This is a genomic window from Kitasatospora sp. NPDC052896, from assembly GCF_044547075.1.
Classification (GTDB): domain Bacteria; phylum Actinomycetota; class Actinomycetes; order Streptomycetales; family Streptomycetaceae; genus Kitasatospora.
On record NZ_JBITZU010000004.1, the window covers coordinates 314,244 to 329,612 of the forward strand.

The 15,369-nt window shown below is 72.0% G+C and carries 17 protein-coding genes; 8 read left to right on the forward strand and 9 right to left on the reverse strand.

Going from position 1 to position 15,369, the window contains the following annotated elements:
* Window positions 1-122 precede the first annotated feature (122 nt).
* The 3 genes from ACIGXM_RS12240 to ACIGXM_RS12250 form a co-directional block, all read right to left on the reverse strand.
* Window positions 123-632, reverse strand: coding sequence for a universal stress protein (locus tag ACIGXM_RS12240; protein WP_396559717.1), 510 nt, complete (start codon window positions 630-632; stop codon window positions 123-125).
* 279 nt (window positions 633-911) lie between these two features.
* Window positions 912-1,697, reverse strand: coding sequence for a hypothetical protein (locus ACIGXM_RS12245; protein WP_396559719.1), 786 nt, complete (start codon window positions 1,695-1,697; stop codon window positions 912-914).
* 50 nt (window positions 1,698-1,747) lie between these two features.
* Entirely contained in the window at window positions 1,748-2,254 is a 507-nt protein-coding gene (locus tag ACIGXM_RS12250; protein WP_396559721.1) for an NUDIX domain-containing protein, read from the reverse strand.
* A 197-nt stretch (window positions 2,255-2,451) separates the two neighbouring features.
* On the opposite strand from ACIGXM_RS12250, the gene ACIGXM_RS12255 reads away from it, so the two are divergent.
* Both ACIGXM_RS12255 and ACIGXM_RS12260 read left to right on the forward strand, forming a co-directional pair.
* Window positions 2,452-3,081 (forward strand): hypothetical protein, encoded by a 630-nt coding sequence (locus ACIGXM_RS12255; RefSeq protein WP_396559723.1) that lies wholly within the window; start codon window positions 2,452-2,454, stop codon window positions 3,079-3,081.
* A 115-nt stretch (window positions 3,082-3,196) separates the two neighbouring features.
* The gene (locus ACIGXM_RS12260; RefSeq protein WP_396559725.1) at window positions 3,197-3,511 is read left to right on the forward strand and encodes an MTH1187 family thiamine-binding protein; all 315 of its coding nucleotides are present in this window, start codon (window positions 3,197-3,199) and stop codon (window positions 3,509-3,511) included.
* Between the two features lie 26 nt (window positions 3,512-3,537).
* On the opposite strand, the gene ACIGXM_RS12265 is transcribed toward ACIGXM_RS12260, so the two are convergent.
* On the reverse strand, window positions 3,538-4,407 hold the full coding sequence (locus ACIGXM_RS12265; protein WP_396559727.1) for an amidohydrolase family protein: 870 nt from the start codon (window positions 4,405-4,407) through the stop codon (window positions 3,538-3,540).
* 81 nt (window positions 4,408-4,488) lie between these two features.
* Here ACIGXM_RS12265 and ACIGXM_RS12270 point away from each other — a divergent pair, with 81 nt between their 5' ends.
* On the forward strand, window positions 4,489-5,523 hold the full coding sequence (locus tag ACIGXM_RS12270; protein ID WP_396559729.1) for a hypothetical protein: 1,035 nt from the start codon (window positions 4,489-4,491) through the stop codon (window positions 5,521-5,523).
* Window positions 5,524-5,710: 187 nt separating this feature from the next.
* On the opposite strand, the gene ACIGXM_RS12275 is transcribed toward ACIGXM_RS12270, so the two are convergent.
* Window positions 5,711-6,811 (reverse strand): lactonase family protein, encoded by a 1,101-nt coding sequence (locus tag ACIGXM_RS12275; RefSeq protein WP_396559731.1) that lies wholly within the window; start codon window positions 6,809-6,811, stop codon window positions 5,711-5,713.
* A 209-nt stretch (window positions 6,812-7,020) separates the two neighbouring features.
* The gene (locus ACIGXM_RS12280) at window positions 7,021-8,151 is read right to left on the reverse strand and encodes an FAD-dependent oxidoreductase (RefSeq protein ID WP_396559733.1); all 1,131 of its coding nucleotides are present in this window, start codon (window positions 8,149-8,151) and stop codon (window positions 7,021-7,023) included.
* Between the two features lie 110 nt (window positions 8,152-8,261).
* Between ACIGXM_RS12280 and ACIGXM_RS12285 the strand changes: the two genes are divergently transcribed.
* The 3 genes from ACIGXM_RS12285 (at window position 8,262) to ACIGXM_RS12295 (ending at window position 10,505) form a co-directional block, all read left to right on the forward strand.
* On the forward strand, window positions 8,262-8,948 hold the full coding sequence (locus ACIGXM_RS12285; protein ID WP_396559735.1) for a TetR/AcrR family transcriptional regulator: 687 nt from the start codon (window positions 8,262-8,264) through the stop codon (window positions 8,946-8,948).
* A 217-nt stretch (window positions 8,949-9,165) separates the two neighbouring features.
* A complete protein-coding gene (locus ACIGXM_RS12290) occupies window positions 9,166-9,507 on the forward strand; it encodes a PadR family transcriptional regulator (RefSeq protein WP_396559737.1) in 342 nt (113 codons plus the stop codon).
* Window positions 9,504-10,505 carry a hypothetical protein gene (locus ACIGXM_RS12295; protein WP_396559739.1) on the forward strand — a complete coding sequence of 334 codons (1,002 nt, stop codon included), beginning with the start codon at window positions 9,504-9,506 and terminating at the stop codon, window positions 10,503-10,505. The genes ACIGXM_RS12290 and ACIGXM_RS12295 overlap by 4 nt, the downstream gene beginning before the upstream one ends.
* Window positions 10,506-10,666: 161 nt before the next feature.
* Here the strand turns inward: ACIGXM_RS12295 and ACIGXM_RS12300 are convergent, their stop codons facing one another.
* Window positions 10,667-11,755, reverse strand: coding sequence for a MerR family transcriptional regulator (locus tag ACIGXM_RS12300; protein WP_396559740.1), 1,089 nt, complete (start codon window positions 11,753-11,755; stop codon window positions 10,667-10,669).
* A 108-nt stretch (window positions 11,756-11,863) separates the two neighbouring features.
* Between ACIGXM_RS12300 and ACIGXM_RS12305 the strand changes: the two genes are divergently transcribed.
* Complete coding sequence (locus tag ACIGXM_RS12305) at window positions 11,864-12,109, forward strand: transposase (protein ID WP_396559903.1); 246 nt, start codon at window positions 11,864-11,866, stop codon at window positions 12,107-12,109.
* Here the strand turns inward: ACIGXM_RS12305 and ACIGXM_RS12310 are convergent.
* Together ACIGXM_RS12310 and ACIGXM_RS12315 are read right to left on the reverse strand one after the other, a co-directional pair.
* The gene (locus ACIGXM_RS12310) at window positions 12,074-13,387 is read right to left on the reverse strand and encodes a hypothetical protein (RefSeq protein ID WP_396559742.1); all 1,314 of its coding nucleotides are present in this window, start codon (window positions 13,385-13,387) and stop codon (window positions 12,074-12,076) included. The two genes, ACIGXM_RS12305 and ACIGXM_RS12310, sit on opposite strands and share 36 nt — an antisense overlap.
* A gap of 651 nt (window positions 13,388-14,038) precedes the next feature.
* Entirely contained in the window at window positions 14,039-14,317 is a 279-nt protein-coding gene (locus ACIGXM_RS12315; protein WP_396559744.1) for a hypothetical protein, read from the reverse strand.
* 134 nt (window positions 14,318-14,451) lie between these two features.
* Here ACIGXM_RS12315 and ACIGXM_RS12320 point away from each other — a divergent pair, with 134 nt between their 5' ends.
* Window positions 14,452-15,369: a glutaminase gene (locus tag ACIGXM_RS12320; RefSeq protein WP_396559746.1), complete on the forward strand. Its 918-nt coding sequence runs from the start codon at window positions 14,452-14,454 to the stop codon at window positions 15,367-15,369.

Consider the following 15,369-nt stretch of genomic DNA (forward strand, 5'->3'; position numbering starts at 1 on the left):
CGGTCTACGCAGCCGTCGCACCGGGCGCAAGCGGTAGTGGGCGCCCTTAACGCACCTCTTGCGATGGCCGCGTCAAACCTGATCGGTGGTGATCCGCGGCGGTCGGCAGCGGTCGGATCCGCTCAGGCGGCGTGCGTCAACTCCCGGACGCTGATGGTGCGGTCGCCGCGCCGCCGGTCACGCAGCAGGGCGGACGGCGGAACGGCGACGACCGGGCAGGTCGCGTGGGCGAGGCAGTAGCGGCTCACCGAGCCGTGCAGCAGCCGACGCAGACCGCCCTGGCGACCGGTGCTGACGACCAGCAGGTCGTCCGGCCGGTCGGCGAACTGGACCAGCGCCGGCCCGGTCTCGCCACGGATCACCAGCGGGTCGAGCTCGACCCCGGTGGGGAAGCCACCGAACGCGTCGTCGAACGCCCGCTCCAGCCGCTCGACGGCGGCCTGTTCCCAGGCCCGCAGCAGGTGCGGGCAGGGGTGGACGCGGTAGTTGGCCTCGCCGCCGACCGGCGTCCAGGCCAGCACCGGGACGAGCACCGCCCGGCGGGCCCGGGCCTCGTCCACCGCACGGTGCAGGGCGGTCAGGCTGTTCAGCGAGCCGCTGACTCCGACGATGACCCGGGCGACGTCCGACATGATCCTTCGCTTCTCTCTGCTCGATAGGCCCCTGCAATTCCTTGACAGGGATCCGGCAAGCAGAATGTTTCGAAAGGTTCGAAGGCGCTTGCCCTTGGATCCATTGGATCCTAGTCGAGTGTCACCCCCGGTCGTCCTTGACGCCCCCGTAACGCCCATCCGGCGCGTCTTGACGAGTCCCTGATGCGGGCCACCGCCTGGCGGACGGAACGCGACCGGGACCCGGCCGCGGCGTCAACGCGCGATCGGGTCCCGGTCGGGTGGGGCGGGGCGGGGCGGCTAGCCCGGGTTCCCGGCGTCCTTGCGACTGACCGCCAGGTAGCCGACGAAGCCGAGGATCGCCACCGTCCAGCTGAGGGTGGTCGGGCCGAGCCCGAGGTCGAGACCGCCGCGGCTGGTCGCCACCGCCATCCAGTCGGCGAAGGAGGCGCCCAGCGGGCGGGTGACGATGTAGGCGAACCAGAAGGCGAGGACCGCGTTGAGCCCGAACCGGTGGGCGATCGCCGGCAGCGCGATCACCACGGCGAACAGCACGCCCGAGCCGAGGTAGCCGAGGTTCAGGGTGGTCGCGGTCAGGTCACCGGTCGCGGTGCCGAGCGCGAAGGTGGTCAGCACCGTCGCCCAGTAGAAGAACTCGCGCCGGCGGGTGTGGATGCTGTGGATCGAGAGGGTCTTCTCGCTCGCGTACCAGGCACCGAGGACCACGGCCAGGGCGACCAGGAAGAAGGGGGCGGAGACCGCGTACGGGATGCCCAGCCCGACGTGCAGGGTGTCGGCGGCCATCGTGCCGAAGACGCTGACCATCACCACGGCCGTCCAGTAGACCCAGGCGATGTAGCGGCGGACGGCGAACTGCAACGCCAGCGCGGCCACCAGGCCGGCCCCGCCGATCGCGACCGCGATCATCGGGTTCATCAGGTGGGCCAGGAAGTCGGAGGTGGTCTCCCCCATCCCGGTGGTCAGGACCTTGATGATCCAGAAATAGGCCGTCACCTCTGGCACCTTGCTCATCACGTGCCGCGCGGGGGCCCGCGACCCGCCGTGCTGGAGTTGCGCTGTGGTCATGGAGCGAAATGCTGGCACACGGATACTGAAGCAACACTTAAGGGCCCTCGTCAGCCGAGGTAGCCCGGGGTACGGAGCAGGGCGGTGCCGGCACCGCCCGCCCGGCGGGACCGCAGGCCGTGCTGGAGGCGGTCGGCGGCGTGCTCGTGCAGCAGGACAGCGGCCTCCGCCGGCGGGAAGAAGCGGGCCTCGGCGATCTCCTCCGGCTGCAGCCGGAGCGGGGTGGTGGCGGGGACGGTACCGCCGTCGAACATGAAGTGCACCGCCGGGTGGGCGTGGGGCTCCTGGTCGGGCAGCGGGTCGCGCCACTCGACGACCAGCAGCCGCAGCTCCGCACCGAGCAGCAGGCCGGTCTCCTCCGCCACCTCGCGCACGGCGCACTCGGCCGGACCCTCGCCCGGGTCGATCACCCCGCCCGGGTACTGCCACTGGTCCCGGTAGCTCGGCCGCAACAGCAGCACCCGGCCGGCCGGATCGGTCAACAGCACGCTCGCGCCGGCGTAGGCCCGGACCAGGCCGGACAGCCACTCGTCCTCCGGGAGCCAGGTGGTCGTCATGGTTTCTCCGTCCGGTGGGGGCGGGGGGCGGCCGCGGGGCTTGGTACCACTCTGTCAGAGCGCGCCGCGGGCGGCGGGCCTCGGCGGGCCGGTTTCACCACACGGGGTGACCGGCAACCGGTGGGTCGCCCCGGCACCGGAAGGGCGGCGGCGTGATCCACCGACACCGCGCGGGGGTCGCTCTCGTTGGACCGGCCATGGACGAACCTCTCCGCGGGGAACAGGCGGGTGGGCCCGCACAGGTGCTGCCGCCACCCGGCACCGGGGCGGCACTGACCACGGCGTTGGCCCTGCTGGCGCTCGCGGCCCTGCTGACCGGGTGCCAGGCGCAGCATCGGACGGCGCGCATCGAGGACGGGGACGCGCCCGTCTCGGCCACCGCCGGGCTGGCCGGCCCGGTCAGCGGGGATCAGCCGCTGCGCGAGGACCTGCACCGCGGGTCCGTGGAGCCGTCCGGGGCCGACCCGTCAGCGCCGGCCCCGGTGACGAGCCCGCCGGCCGGGCCGCCACCGGTGGAGCCGGAGCGGGGCCCGGCGCAACAACCCACCGGGCACGCGGCGGCCGAGGCGCCGGAGCCCACCGACCCGGTACACGCCCGGCCGCGCCCTCCGCACGGACCCGCGGCACCACCGCGGACCGGCGGCCACCCCGCCGTGCCCCCACCTCCGGTCGGCCCCGCCGTGCCCGGTCCCCGGCCGGCCGGGCCGGGAACACCGGACAGTCGGGTCTCGCCGCCCCTCGGCCTGTGCGGCGCCGGCGAGCAGTACGGGCACTGGGCCCCGGACTCCGAGCAGGCCCGGATCTGCCGAGGCGTGTACGGCGGGTGAGGCGAGCGGGCCCGCCGGTCGTACGCCGTTATGATCCGGTGTCAGGCGGCCCGACCACGCCGCACGTCCGTGTCACCGCCACCGCCGTCCCACCGCCACCCAACCGGGAGCAGCCATGATCGCCGCCTTCAGTGTCACCCCGCTCGGGATCGGCGAGGACGTCGGCGAGGCCGTCGCCGCGGCGGTGAAGGTGGTCCGCGCCAGCGGGCTGCCGAACCGGACCGACGCGATGTTCACCTCCGTCGAGGGCGAGTGGGACGAGGTGATGGCGGTGATCAAGCAGGCCGTCGAGGCGGTCAAACCGTTCGCGAACCGGGTGAGCACCGTCATCAAGATCGACGACCGGGTCGGGGTCACCGACGGCCTGCACACCAAGCTGGCCTCGCTGGAACGGCATCTGGCGCCCGAGCAGCACGTGACGGTCGACTGAGCGGGGGAGGCCTTCGTGCCGCGCGGTCAGAGGCCGAACAACCGGGCCGCGTTGTCGTGGCAGACCGCGCGGAGCCAGGGGTCGCCGAGGTCCAGGCGGGCCAGCGACTCCAGGGCGTGGCGGTACGGGTAGGGGATGTTCGGGTAGTCGCTGCCGAGCAGGACCCGCTCCTGGAGGGCGGCCAGCCGGGGCAGCAGCTCGCGGGGGAACGGCGCCGCCGTCTCGGTGAAGTCGGTGAAGGCCATGGTGGTGTCGAGGTGCACCTCGGGGTGGGCCTCGGCCAGGGTGAGGAACTCCGCGTACTCCGGGGCCCCCAGGTGGGCCACCACCAGCCGCAGCCGCGGGTGCCGGGCCAGCACCGCGCCGATCGGACCGGGACCGGTGTGTTCGCCGGGCGCGGGGCCCGAGCCGCAGTGCGTGACCACCGGTGTGCCGGCCTCGGCGAGCAGCCCCCAGACGTCGTCCAGCAGCGGGTCCGTCGGGTCGTACCCGCCCACCTGCAGATGGGCCTTGAAGACCCGGGCCCCGGACGTGACGGCTCGCGCCACGTAACGGTCGGCGCCGGGCTCGGGGAAGAAGGTCGCCGTCCGCAGACAGTCCGGCGTGCGGTCGGCGAAGGCCGCCGCCCAGTCGTTGAGCCAGTCGGCCATCCCCGGTTTGTGCGGGTAGACCATCGCGGTGAACGCGCGGACCCCGAACTCCCGCAGCAGCGCCAGGCGTTCGGCCTCACCCTCGCGGTAGGTGATGGCCCACTCGCGGCCGACCAGCGGACCGGCGGAGTCGAAGTAGGCCCAGACCTTGGCCAGCACGTTCTCCGGCATGAAGTGGGTGTGCACGTCGATCAACCCGGGAAGGCCCAGTTCCCGCCAGAACGCCCTGACCTGCTCCGCGCCCATCCGCCGCCTCCCCTGCCTCCGTCGCCGGGCCCACTGTACCCACCGGTCGCGGGGCGGCCGCGGCCGTGACCATAGTGGGCCATGGCGATCGAGCGTTCACCGGAACCGGGTGCGGCGGGCGAGGCCCGCCGGACCTGCGGGGTGTGCGGCCGGCGTGCGCTGCTGGCCGCGGTGGTCGGCGCGGCGGTGTGCGCCGCGGGGTGCGGCGGTTCACGGACGGCCGGCCCGACGCCTCGGGCGAGCGCGCGCCCCTCGACGGCGGCCGGACCGTCCTCCCTCGTCCTCCCCGCCACCCGGCCCTGGCTGCCCGGGCCGGGCGAGATCCAGCCGGACGTCAAGCTGCGCGCCGTCCAACTCGTCGAGGCCCTCGGCGCCTGGCCCGCCGGCGGGGCCGGCCCGGCCGCCGCGCGGGCCCGGGTCGCCGCGCTGGGCCTCGATCCGGGCCTCGCCGACCAGGCCGGCCCGCTGCTGCCGGCCGCCGACCGGGCCGCATTACAGGTGATCGACGCGCAGTACGGCGGCATCCTGTCCGACTCGGCCAGTGTCCTGGTGGTCTGCGACCAGTGGACGGCCACCGGTGGCGGCCCGGTCGCCGCCGGCGGCACCACCGTGGACGTCCGGCTCGGCGCGGCCACCCCGCGCTGGAGGATCACCGCGCTGCACCCCGCGCGGCCCGGCCCGCCCTCCGCCACGCTCTCCGGGACGGTCTCCAGGGCGCTCGCCGAACCGCGGCTCCAGCTCTCCCCCGCCTCGCTCGCCGACCTGCGTTCCGGTCTGGTCCACGACAGCGTGGCGCGGGCGATGCTGACGCTGGCCCAGAGCCACACCCTCACGGTCAGCGTGGTCCGTTCCGGCCACCCGCTGGACGTGTTCGGCACCGACCGGCCGAGCGACCACCCGCTGGGCCGGGCCTTCGACGTCTGGCGGATCGACGGGCGGGCCGTGGTGGACCCGGCCACTCCCGCCGCCCTGGTGGACACCTTCATGCGGGCCGCGGCCGCGGCCGGCTCGTACAACGTCGGCGGACCGCGTCAACTCTCCGGCGGCAGCACGCCGGACCAGTTCTTCACCGACGCCACCCACCACGACCACGTGCACGTCGGCTTCCTGACGTAGCGTCAATCTGCCATCGAGGACAGCCGCTACCTCGTCGACCGCCGGCACGGGTGCGGTCGCGCTGAACGGCAGCCGTCCGCCCAGGACCTCGCGGGCCCGGTCGCGGTCCAGGCGGCCTGTGCCGCGATCGCTGACGGCAGCCCGCGGCACGGTCGACTCGGCTGTGTCGTGTCAGCTGTTCATCCGTTCACCTGTTCACGACCGCGATGCCCGCGGCGCTCGCCGGCAGTACCGACGGGCCGTCGACGACCTGCGCGCCGTCGGCGCCGAAGCGCACGGCCTGCAGGCGGTTGTTCGTCGCGTCACGGACGTAGAGGACGTCGCCGCTGCCGAGCGCCTCGTCGGTCGGGTGGCCGCCGACCGTGGCGGCGATCGGTGCGGTCAGGGTCAGGGCGCCGTTGCGGACCCGGTACGTGGAGATCGTCCCGGTGGCGGCATTGGCCACGTAGGCGGTACCGGTGGCGTGCGAGACCACCAACCAGCAGGCCGCACCGCCGCCGTCCGGCAGGTAGGCGAGTTGGCGAGCCGTGCCGGAGGCGACGGAGTACGTGGTGACCGCGCTGGCCGTCGCGTCGGAGACCACCGCGTCACCGCGGTTGTCGAAGTCGAAGCCGAACGGTACCGCGGCCGCCGAGGCGGTGTGGGAGGCGGCGGAGGCCACACCGTGGCGGTCCACGGTGAAGGTGTCCAGGGAGTTGCTGCCCTTCTCGGTGACGACCAGGCGGCTGCCGTCGGGCGAGAAGGCGACCTCGGCCGCCCCAGCCGCACCCGTGGACAGGGCCCGGGTCGAACCGGCCAGCGGGGCCAGCACGCCGTGGTGCAGGCGGAAGCCGGCTATCGTGCCGCTGCCGGAGTCCAGGACGTAGACCAGGTCGCCGTGAACGGTCACGCTCAGTGGGTGGGTGCCGCCGGAGGCCACCGTGGAGAGGACGGTCAGGGTGCCGTCCTCGGCGACCCGCAGCGCGGTCACGGAGTTCGAACCCGCGTTGACGGCGAGCAGGACCCGGCCGTGGTCGGCGGGCACGACCGCGCCCTGCGACCCGAGGCCGGCGTCCGTGCCGAGACCTCCGGTCGGATAGGAGCCGGCCGGGGTCAGCACACCGTGGAGGTCGTGGAAGGCCAGCACGCTGTTGCCGGCTGCCGCGTTGGACAGCGTGTACACGGTGGCCACGCGCCCGGTCGAAGCGGATGCGACTCCAGGGGCCCCGACGACCGCCAGGGCGCCGCCGAGCACAGCGGCGACGGCCAGGGCAGCACGGATGCGCAGGTTCTTCGCAGTGACTCTCACGCCAAACTCCTCAGGAGGAAGGGGACTTCGTGAGGACCAGACTGCTGCCTGCCGGGCTGCCGCGGGAGCCCGAAGGCATGGCCGAAAGAACCCCGTAATGACTGCTCGTCACCACGCGCGCCCCCCGAGCACCTCGGCCGGTGAGCCAGTGTGCGGCGACGTGGTTGATGTCGTGCGCTCCGGGGGCGTTCTGCTCCCGCACCGCGAGGTCACGAGTCCCGCCCTGCTCCGGTCATCAGGGCCAGCGTGCTGTGGGGGGCGTTGTCATCGATCATGATCGAGTACATGTCGTCGTCTGCTTCGACGGCGGCGGCACGGGCGAACATACCCCGTTCGTGCCGCGCGAGCGCGGCCTCCACATCGTCGGGGTGGGCGGCAAGGGCCCGGCCGAGCTCGGCGCCGTCCTGCATGGCCAGGTTCGCGCCTTCACCATTGGGTGCCCTGAGGTGGGCGGCGTCACCGATCAGGGTCACCCCCGGCACGCGGTCCCAGCGGTGCCCGGCCGGCAGCGTGAAGACGCGGCGCAGGACCGGCGGGGTCTCACCGTCGGTGACCAGGGCGGTGAGTTCCGGGGCCCAGCCGTCGAACTCCGCTGCGACCTGCGCGGCGAGGGTTGTGGTGTCGGTGGCATCGAGGTCGGCGAGCCAGTCCTGTGGCTTTCGCAGCTGCGCGTAGGTGTGCAGGGTTCCGCCGCCCTCGCGGTGGGTCAACAGTCCCCTGCCCGGCGCGAGCGCGAACAGCGACCCGGCGCCGACCGCTTCCGCGCTGGCGGAGTGTCGGGTGTCGCTGTCGAACAGGAACGTCTCCACGCTGCACACGCCGACGTACTCGGGGGTGGCCGCCGAGAGGATCGGGCGCACCCGCGACCATGCTCCGTCGGCGCCTATCAGCAGGTTCGCGACCACGGTGGTGCCGTTGGCGAAGCTCACTTCGTGGCGACTGTTGTCGAACGCCTTGACGCCGGTGACCTTGTGCCCCCATCGGACGGTGCCGGTGGGGAGGGAGTCGAGCAGCAGTTGCCGCAGCTCGCCGCGCGGTACCTCGGGGCGCCGGCCGGTGCCCTCGTCGGGCAGGTCGAGCAGCACGGTCCCTGCCTGGTCCATGACCCGGTAGGACTCGCGGCCGGCCAGGACGAGCTTGCGGAAACCCTCGGTCAGCCCCGCCGCCTCCAGTGCCTGCTGGCCGTTCCAGGGGTGGATGTCGAGCAGGCCGCCCTGCCGACGCGCGTCCGGCGAGGAGTCCGCCTCGTAGACCGTGGCCGCGATGCCGTGCAGGTGCAGCACGCGGGCCAGCGTCAGGCCGCCCAGACCCGCTCCGATGATCGTGACCGGCATCGTCATGGTGTTCCTCCACGCGTTCGTTCGATCCGCACCGGGCGTGCATTGGATCGCCGCTCCAAAAAGCTAACACGACTTTGGAGCGGCGATCCACCCGTGCGACACTGAGGACCATGGTGAAGAGAACTCCGCAGGGATCTCCGCGGGCCCCGCGGCGCACGGACAGCCTGTCCAGGGAAGTGATCGTCCAGGCCGCGACCGAGCTCCTGGACGGCGGCGGCGAGGCCGCGCTGACACTGCGCGCGCTCACGGTGCGCCTGCACACCGGCTACGGGGCGATCTACCACCATGTCGCGGACAAGGGCGACGTGCTCGCGGCGGCCACCGACGACGTCATCACCCGCGTGCTGGCCGGGGTCGTCAGCGACGCGGACCCCCGCGAGGCCCTGCGTCGCCTCGCGCTGGGCCTGTTCGACGCGATCGACGCACATCCCTGGGTCGGCGCACAACTGTCCCGGGAGCCGTGGCGGCCCGCACTGCTGGATTTCTACGAGAGCGTCGGCAGGCTGCTGGACGCGCTCGCCGTCCCCGAGCGTGCGCGCTTCGACGCGGCCGGAGCACTGGTGAACTACGTGCTCGGCGTCGCCGGGCAGAACGCCGCGAACGCCCGCCGTCACGCCGGCAGCGACACGGGCCGGGCGGCCTTCCTCGACAACGCCGCAGCGCGATGGGCGCAACTGGACCCCGGCGAGTACCCGTTCGTGCACGCGGCCGTGACGCAGTTGCGCGAGCACGACGACCGCGAGCAGTTCCTCGTCGGCGTGGACATCTTCCTGGCCGGTATCACGGTCCTGAAGTAGGTAGTGCCCAAGCATGTCGAGGGCACCCGCGCGAAACTCGGACGCCTGGTCGGCCTCGGCTTCCTCTCGCGCGGCCGGCCCGCCCCGCCTCGCGGAGGGCGTCGTGCCTCGTGGCGGCTCACGGATCGCCTTCCAGCTCGTGGACGAGGGCTTACTATTCTGAAACTGACCTAGTCGCGATTTTGAAGTAGGGATCAGAGGTGACTACAGGATGCCCGTGAGCGAGCCCTCATCGGGGTGGCTGCGCGGTGTTCTGCCTCTGGCGCTCGCCGCTGTGCTGGCGCAGGGCGATCAGCATGGCTACGCGCTGGTGCAGCAGTTGGCCGCCGAAGGATTCGGCACCATCCGCGGCGGCGCGTTGTATCCGGTGCTCGGGCGGATGGAGACCGAGGGGCTGGTCGATGCCCGCTGGGAGCCCGGGGAAGGTGGGCCGGGCCGCAAGGTGTACCGGCTCACCGACGCCGGAAGGGCCCGGCTGCTGGAGGAGACCGCGACCTGGAGACGGTTTTCCGACTCGCTGAACCACTTGCTGGAACAGGGAACCAAGGAGGAGTCGTGACCGATGCGGGGACCCGATGGAAGGCTCGGGTGAGGCTGGCGCTCGCGGCGCGGTCGGTGGACAGGGCCACTGCCGACACGGTGCTCGATGAGGTGGACCTGCACTGCGCGCAGAGCGGCGAAACGCCCGAGGCAGCCTTCGGTACGCCGGAGGAGTATGCCGCCGCCGTGGCCCGCGATCGCATACCGCCCGAGGAACGCACCGGTCGGCACTGGCACGGCCTGACCCGCTCGGACCACGTCTTCGCCGCTCTCGCCCGGACGGGAGTGGCTGTCCTCGTGGTCGGCGCCTGCGCGTGGGCCGCGGTCGGAACCAGGCTGACCGTGACTCCTGCCGGCCTGGTCGGCAGCGTACTCACCGGCGTTGCGGTACCGAGCACCTGCCTGACGGCGACCCTTGCGCATGCCCGGGCCCGGGGTGCCGTCGGCTGGGGAGCCGTCGCCCTTACGACATTGTTGCTGGCCGCCGCGGCCTTCACCGCTTTGCCCACGACCGTCCTCGGCCGGATTCCCACCCCAACGGTGTCCGTGCTGGGCGTCCTGCTGCTCTGGACGGCCACACGCTATGAGCCGGCCCCCGACCACGAGAAACTCACCGATAAGTCTCAGGCCGAGCCCGAGAGCTGGCTGGTCGATCTGCCGCGGCTGCTTGAGGAACGGCATGGCCTCTCCCGCGCCCGGGCCACCGAACTCACCAGGGAGGCAGCCCACCACCTCACCTCCACCGGATGCGATCCCCTGGACGAGTTCGGGCCCGTCGAGTTGTACGCGCTCAGCCTTGCCGAGACCCAGGCGGCCCCACGGACGCGGTGGTGGATGCGCAACGACGTTCAGGCGGCGACGCTCACGGTCATCCTCGTCGGCTACCTGGTAGCCAACCTCGCCTCGCACGGGCCGGTATGGGAGACCGCCCTTGCCGCCGCCGCCCTGGCAGCGCAGCTGGCCCTCTTCGCCCCCCACCTGCTCCGTGAGCGGACCGCCAAGTCCACCCCACGGTAACCAGGTTGAACCGACCTGGCTTTGTGGGTGAGTCGCCGGGCTCACTTCGGGTAAGACAAAGGCACTGGCCACAGCTCGAGGAATGCCTCGTGCGGTCTGGACCAGTAGTGGACACTGATTCCAGCCGGTCGGCTCCTTGCGGCGTTCCCGCACGTGATGGTTCAGGCGACGAGCAGGCGAAGGCCGAGCTCGGCCGCGTCGAGGGCGACGAGGTCGCGGTTGCGCTCGGTCCACCGGCCCGAGGAGAGGTCGGCGCGGAGCATGTTCACCGCCCGCTGCTCGGCCTCCGGGCCGACTCGGGTCCAGACCGAGACCGCGCGGCGCACGTGTTCGTCCAGGTACGCCTCGGGCCGGCGCCAGTGGGCCTCGAAGAAGCCGTCGGCGCAGTCCCACGGGATGAGCACCGGCTCCGCGCGGCCCCCGATCGCGCGGGTCATGTCGGCCAGCGAAGGCCAGCCGACGAGAAGGTCAGCGAATTCGGGCAGGTAGTCGCGGGTGAGCCAGAACCGCTGAAGCCAGCCCGTCGTACTGGCGTCGTACGTGAACACCACCACGCGCCGGGCCACCCGCCGCATCTCGCGCAGCCCGGCGATCGGGTCCAGCCAGTGATGAACGGTGCTGACCGCCATCGCGGCATCGAAAGACTGGTCAGCGAACGGCAGGCGTTCCGCACTGGCGGCCACACACGGCGCCGCGCCCGCGGGACGCTGCGCCCGCATGACCGCCGACGGTTCCACCCCCGTGACCTCGCGGTCGCCGGGTTCGTAGGAGCCGGTGCCGGCCCCGACGTTCAGCACCGTCCGCGCGTCCCCGAGCGCTTCCCAGATCCGTGCGGCGATCCGCGGCTCGGTGCGCCGGGTCACCGGGTAGGCAGACCCGATGGCTTCGTACAGCTGCGCGCCGAACACCTTCAGTTGGTCCTCCGGCGTCGTCCTGATCCCCATTGCCCGTTCCTCCAGTTCCTTGTCTATGGCCGTCACCATGGCGGCAGTGCGATCCCGCTGTTCCACCAGCAGGCCGCGCAGCCGGTGCAGGCGCGCGACCGCGTCGGTGGCCGGGTCGTCAACCAGATCCGCGATCTCGCGCAATCCGAAGCCCAACCGCCGGAAGGCGAGCACCTCCCGCAGGCGCTCCACGTCGTCCGCCGAGTAGGTCCGGTACCCGGCGCTGGTCCGCGCGGACGGCTGGACGAGGCCGATCTCGTCATAGTGGTGCAGGGTGCGGACGCTCACGGCGGCCAACTCGGCCACCCGTCCGACGGTCAGGTGCTCGTGCTCTTCCACGTCGGTGACTATGCGGCATCACGCCACGTGAGGGTCAATCACTTCGCTCCTGGTACCGCGCGTGGCTGGACCGGGGTGGCCTGGCGGGACGTGCCGCCGCGGTACGGCTCCTGGGCCACCCTGCACACCCGCTTCCGGCGCTGGGCCGAGCACGGAACCTTCGACCGGATGCTCCGAGCCGCGCAGGCGAAGGCGGACGCGGCCGGCGACATCGACGTCGCGCGTCGAGCACGGCGGTGCATGAAGCGAGCACCAGCCGCCCATGGGCGGCTGGTGCTCGCTTCGTTAACGGCTCCCCGTCTTGGTGACGGTCAGCCGTGAGCGGGTGGTCGGGGCGATGGTCAGGCAGGAGGTCGAGGGGGGCACCGTGAATCCGGTGCCGGTGACCGTCGCGGTCTGTGCGGCCTGGCAGGTCGGGGCGGTCATCGCGAACTGCACGAACCCCGCGCCGCGCGCCGTGTCCAGGGTGTCGAAGGCCTGGGTCCCGGAGATGTTGACGGGCCAGCCGGGGGCGGCGGGGCAGGTCGGCGCTGTGTCGATGGTGTTCTTCGTGTTCGTGCCCGCTTGGTACGGACCGACGCTCGGCGTCGTGATGGTCGTGGTGAGCTGCGGGCCGTTGCCGGTGCCGGCGATCTGACGCACGCAGTTGTTCAGATTCAGGTAGCGATTCCCGAGCAGGTCCAGTGGCTGGGTCCCGGAGAAGTTGACGGGCCAGCCGGGGGCGGCGGGGCAGGTCGGCGCTGTGTCGATGGTGTTCTTCGTGTTCGTGCCCGCTTGGTACGGACCGAGGCCCGGCGCCGTGATGCTCGTGGTGAGCTGCGGGCCGTTGCCGGTGCCGGCGATCTGACGCACGCAGTTGTTCATGTTGATGTAGCGCTGCCCGAGCAGGTCAAGCGGCTGGGTGCCTTGCAGGTTGACGGGCCAGCCGGGGGCGGCGGGGCAGGTCGGCACCGTATCCGCCGAGTTCGAGACGTTCGACCCTGCAACATAGGGGCCGAGGCCCGGCGCCGTGATGCTCGTCATGAGCTGCGGGCCGTTGCCGGAGATCTGGCGGTCGCAGTTGTTCATGTTGAAGTAGCGCTTCTTGCCGAACTCCATGACCCCGCTGGTCGCGCCGACGGGCTGGCCGAACAGGCCTGCCGTCGGGGAGATGGTGAGCGTCGGGCCGCTCCAGACGGCGGCCTCGTTGATCGCGCCGGACTGCCCGGTATCGGTGTTGCATACCAGCGACGAGGTCCGGCCGTCGGCTTCGGACAGGGTGGGCGTTGCCTCGGAGCCGGCGGGAGTCGTCGGGTTCAGGCACACCATGGTGGAGTTGGGCGCCAGGGTGAAGCCGGGCGGAAGCGTCGTGGACACCTGCGTGCCCGTGTACTCGACCGGGTCGGCGTTGTTGTACCAGGCGCGTACCAGCACCGTGGCGCCAGGGGCGACGGTGGGGTTGGACGACCAGGTTGCTCCGTTGTCCGTGGAGTACAACAGGCTGCCGGTCGTGGCGGCCATCGCCGGGGTGACCGCGAACAGCGGCGCTCCCGCGAGCCCCAGGGCCATCGCGGCGGCCGCGGCTCGGCGGGTCCACGACCTCGAAGTGTTCGGTTGCACGATGTCCTCTCCGGCCCCGCGGCCCCTGGAGGACTGCGGGCTTGTCGACCCGCGAACAGGGGCGGGGTGATCGGCAGGGTTTGGGTCACGGCAAACCCGCCGGAAGGAAGCAGACGCGGTGCGTCACCCACCACGCGCTCTCAACCGCGCCCCGCCCGGCGGGCTGCGTGGCGCTGTGAACGTACCCGCCGGACGGGAGCGAAGATCGGAAAGCCGCGCCACGGTCGTTGACTGTCATTCGGTTGGCGCACCACGGGATATCCCACAGTTGGGGCCTGGCGAGGCCAGCCGTACCGTTCCACCGGTCACGCTCCACAACGAGTCCGTACCGGGAAAGCCTCACCATCCCGAACAGGCTTGCGCCGTGACCTGATCGTGATCTAGAGTTCGAGGCGCTTCCGGCGTGCCCGGAACCCACTACTACGAACGGCCCCGCCACCACGGCGGGGCCGTTCGCGTTTCCCGACACAACTCAAGAGAGGGGGGATCCACGCGAGACGAGCCCACTCCGTTCGATGACGCTTCACACGACCGACTCGGCGCCGGACCGCATGCGATCCGCCCGTTCTCCGTCCTACGGTCCGATCTCGGCCCCTGGCGGGAGTGCCGCCGATGCTGGAACGACCCAGGAAGACCGCCCTTGATGGAGCATCAGGCGTGGAGCAGGTCCCGGGCGTGGGCCAGCACGACACCTCGGGGGCCGATGAGTTCCCAGCCTTCAGTGGTGGCGGCGGGGCTGACGCTGCCCAGGGGGCGGTAGTTGGTGATGTCGGTGCGGTCGTGGATGTGGACGGTGCCGTCGACCGCAGCAGCGGTGCAGGTGCGGCCCATGCATGTGATGACCACCGGGTAAGTGGCGATCTCGTCAAGGCTGACGGTCCGGTTGGTCGACTCGGGCCGGCTCAGGCCTTCGGGCTGCTGGCCCGACATGCTCGTGCAACTCTCAGTAGGTTCCCTGCTCTCTCGATTGCCCTACTCGCGGGTGCACGCGTCTTCCCCTTGCTTCGCAACCGCGCGCATTCTTGACCCTGCCCTGACAATGACGTCGGATCGCGGGGGGACTCATGGACGACCAGGACGTGCTCGACAAGGTGTCCCAAGCCGCCCGCCAGGCGTCTGCCGCCGGCACGGTCGCCTCCTACATCCCGGCACTGGCCCGGGTCGACGCGACCGCCTTCGGATTCGCGATCGCCCACGCCGGCACCTCCGAACCGGTCCGCGGCATTGGGGACTGGCAGGTGCCGTTCTCCATCCAGTCCCTCTCCAAGGTCTTCGCTCTCGCGCTGGTCCTGGCCGCGGACGGCGACGCCCTGTGGCAGCGCGTCGGCAAGGAGCCCTCCGGTTCTCCGTTCAACTCCCTCGCCCAGCTGGAGCGCGAGCGTGGCATCCCGCGCAACCCCTTCGTCAACGCGGGCGCCCTGGTCGTCACCGACCGCCTGCAGACCCTGACCGGCGACGCCAGCGGAGCCCTGCGGGACTTCCTGCGAGCGGAGAGCGGCAACCCCGCCCTCGACTTCGACCCCCGCGTCGCCGCCTCCGAACGGCGCCACGGGCATCGCAACGCCGCCCTCGCCCACCTGCTGGCGGACCACGGCAAGCTCGCCAACCCGGTGCGCACCGTCCTGCACCACTACGTCAGGCAGTGCTCCATCGCCATGACCTGCCAGGATCTCGCCCTGGCCACCTGCCTGCTGGCCCGGCACGGAGTCCGGGCCGACGCCAGCCGCCTGCTCACCCGCAGCGAGGCCAAGCGCATCAACGCCGTCATGCTGGTCGGGGGCACCTACGACGCGGCCGGCGAATTCGCCCACCGCGTGGGCCTGCCCGCCAAGAGCGGCGTGGGCGGAGGCATCATCGCCGTCGTCCCCGGCCGCTGCGGCCTCTGCGCCTGGGGGCCGGCCCTGGACGGCCACGGCAACTCCGTGGCCGGCATCACCGCCCTCGACACCTTCACCACCCTCACCGGCTGGTCCGTGTTCTGA

Bases quoted from the DNA above. Each gene is read 5' to 3' on its own strand.
- ACIGXM_RS12240 (WP_396559717.1), bottom strand. From the start codon at position 632: ATGTCGGACGTCGCCCGGGTCATCGTCGGAGTCAGCGGCTCGCTGAAC.
- ACIGXM_RS12245 (WP_396559719.1), bottom strand. From the start codon at position 1,697: ATGACCACAGCGCAACTCCAGCACGGCGGGTCGCGGGCCCCCGCGCGG.
- ACIGXM_RS12250 (WP_396559721.1), bottom strand. From the start codon at position 2,254: ATGACGACCACCTGGCTCCCGGAGGACGAGTGGCTGTCCGGCCTGGTC.
- ACIGXM_RS12255 (WP_396559723.1), top strand. From the start codon at position 2,452: ATGGACGAACCTCTCCGCGGGGAACAGGCGGGTGGGCCCGCACAGGTG.
- ACIGXM_RS12260 (WP_396559725.1), top strand. From the start codon at position 3,197: ATGATCGCCGCCTTCAGTGTCACCCCGCTCGGGATCGGCGAGGACGTC.
- ACIGXM_RS12265 (WP_396559727.1), bottom strand. From the start codon at position 4,407: ATGGGCGCGGAGCAGGTCAGGGCGTTCTGGCGGGAACTGGGCCTTCCC.
- ACIGXM_RS12270 (WP_396559729.1), top strand. From the start codon at position 4,489: ATGGCGATCGAGCGTTCACCGGAACCGGGTGCGGCGGGCGAGGCCCGC.
- ACIGXM_RS12280 (WP_396559733.1), bottom strand. From the start codon at position 8,151: ATGACGATGCCGGTCACGATCATCGGAGCGGGTCTGGGCGGCCTGACG.
- ACIGXM_RS12285 (WP_396559735.1), top strand. From the start codon at position 8,262: ATGGTGAAGAGAACTCCGCAGGGATCTCCGCGGGCCCCGCGGCGCACG.
- ACIGXM_RS12315 (WP_396559744.1), bottom strand. From the start codon at position 14,317: ATGTCGGGCCAGCAGCCCGAAGGCCTGAGCCGGCCCGAGTCGACCAAC.
- ACIGXM_RS12320 (WP_396559746.1), top strand. From the start codon at position 14,452: ATGGACGACCAGGACGTGCTCGACAAGGTGTCCCAAGCCGCCCGCCAG.